Raw genomic sequence first — 2,400 nt, forward strand, 5'->3', positions numbered from 1 at the left:
TGAACTAAACCTAAAGGTAGCTTCAGGAGTTATCTAAATCTCCAATCACTACCTTTAAGATGTATAAAACTAATATTTAGCAAATTATGAAAAAAAAGTAGTACCCTGATCGAACGAGCCTGTGAACGTGTTCCAGAATTCCAGGAATTGTATCTCAAACTAAAACGTTCTGTTGAACTATCGGGCAAAAGCCAAAGCACCCTGACCAACTATGCCCGTTGTCTTTCACACATAGCCCTGCATTTTAAGTGCAGTCCACTCGATCTGGATGAAGAACAGGTGCTGGATTATCTACATGTTTTAAAGTCCCGGCACAAGACCCCGTCGAGCAGCTTCTTCAAGCATACCGTTTATGGTCTGAGGTATGCCTACCGGATATCCAATCGTAAAGAGATGCAGGTAATGCTCCCCGCTATTGAGCGTCCCAAAAAACTCCCTGTAGTTTTAAGTTTTAGGGAAGTAAAGCAACTCTTAAAAGCCCCAAAACTACTGAAGCACCGTCTGGTATTGGCGCTGCTTTATGGCTGCGGACTGCGCTGTTTTGAACTGTGCAACCTACAGTTAAAAGATCTGGATTTTGATCGTATGATGCTTCACGTCCGCCAAGGCAAAGGCAGGAAAGATCGGTATGTACCCTTGTCGAGGATGCAGATCCGCGGACTTAAAACATACCTTGCGGCAGAAAATCCTTGCACCTGGTGCTTCACTGGGAACAATACCGAAGGGCGTCCAGTCCCGCTTTCTACCCAAGGGGTTCGCTGGATTGTACGGGAAGCCCGTAAACATAGTGGTATTCAAAAGGAAGTGACCACCCACAGCCTGCGCCACAGTTATGCTACCCACCTTCTGGAAATGGGCTTGGATATTATGAGTGTAAAGGACCTTTTGGGGCACGCAGATATACAGACCACACTGACCTACCTTCACGTGGCACAACTGGGCAGGCAAAAGCCTTTCAGTCCACTGGATCGGCTCTACAAAGAGTAATGGCATCCGCTGCTCACGAAGTGGCCCAGGTATTAAATCGCAACAGGGAGTCTTTAGCAGACCGTTGTGCCACCAGCTGGCAACTAAGGACCCTGCACGCCCTGCGCAAATGTCGTACGGCTGCCCTGGGCGGTCACATTGACCGCTGCACGAATCCATCCTGTAATACCTTGCACCTGAGCTACAACAGTTGCCGCAACCGGCATTGCCCAAAGTGTCAGGGGCACAAAAGGGAACAATGGATCAGGGCACGGGAAGAAGAGCTCTTGAACGTTCCTTACTTCCACGTGGTATTTACCCTGCCTTCAGAACTCAACCGCCTGTGCCTGTACGAACCCAAACTGCTGTATGGCCTGCTGTTCAAAACTTCATGGGAAGTCATAGCGGGGTTTGCTTCCAATCCTAAGTTTTTAGGTGCCGGTCCCGGGATGATCGCCATCCTGCATACCTGGGGACAGAACCTGTCCCTGCATCCGCACTTGCATTGTATCGTGCCCGGTGGTGGGGCAACCAAAAGTGGTAAGTGGAAACCTGCCCGGAACAAGGGGAAATACCTGTTCCCGGTCAAGGCCATGAGCAAGGTATTCCGTGCCCGCTTTGTTGCAGGGTTACGTAAAAAAATTAAAACAGAACAACCAGAGGCCCTTTACCAAAGCCTGTTCAAAAAAGAGTGGGTCGTCTATTGCAAGCGTCCGTTTTTAGGGCCACCTCAGGTAGTGGAATACCTTGGTCGCTATACCCATAAAATTGCGATCAGCAACCACCGAATCAAAAACCTGGATGACAGCGGCGTGGTGTTTTCGGTAAAAGATTACCGCCACGGGGGAAACAAATCCCTGATGTACCTGAGCGATACTGAATTCATCAGGCGCTTTGCCCTGCACATACTCCCTAAGGGGTTTGTGCGCATCCGCCATTATGGGATATTAAGTGCTTACCATAAACGCAAAAGTCTTGACCACTTGGGTAAAACCCTGGGGAAGGTACAGCTCCAAGAAAAACCGCCCCTGCAACACCGAATCTGCCCATCTTGTAAAAAGGGAGAACTGGTGACCCTGCATACGTTTACCGCACGGGGACCACCGGCACACTGGATCACAAAACTTAAAAAATACACTAAAGCACAGTAAGAAAATAAACGCCCCTTGAACGGGATAGGGAACCCTATGTCCGAAACCAAGCAAAAGCGGCCAAAATACCCCAAAAACAGGAGGTTCAATAGAATTTAAGAAGTGATGGACATACTCGGGAGAAAAACAAGACCTCCAAATCACTATACGGTTCAAGTGCAGACCTTAAATAACCCATCCTAAAACAGACCAATACCCATAGAAGGCTGACCGACAGAGAACCGGTTCAGTCAACACGGCGTTCATGCTGGGTCGTACCGACCACACGAACGCTAGTTATTGT

The 2,400-nt window shown here is 48.7% G+C and carries 2 protein-coding genes; both read left to right on the forward strand.

Annotation, left to right across the window (positions count from 1 at the left end; all coding sequences use genetic code 11):
- The first annotated feature begins 147 nt into the window (after positions 1–147).
- Positions 148–987: a tyrosine-type recombinase/integrase gene (locus AC13CC_RS01740; RefSeq protein WP_348476568.1), complete on the forward strand. Its 840-nt coding sequence runs from the start codon at positions 148–150 to the stop codon at positions 985–987.
- Entirely contained in the window at positions 987–2,117 is a 1,131-nt protein-coding gene (locus AC13CC_RS01745; protein ID WP_482875590.1) for an IS91 family transposase, read from the forward strand. The genes AC13CC_RS01740 and AC13CC_RS01745 overlap by 1 nt, the downstream gene beginning before the upstream one ends.
- Positions 2,118–2,400 lie beyond the last annotated feature (283 nt).

The sequence above is a fragment of the Flagellimonas sp. L-11 genome (assembly GCF_056857735.1).

Bases quoted from the DNA above. Each gene is read 5' to 3' on its own strand.
- AC13CC_RS01745 (WP_482875590.1), top strand. From the start codon at position 987: ATGGCATCCGCTGCTCACGAAGTGGCCCAGGTATTAAATCGCAACAGG.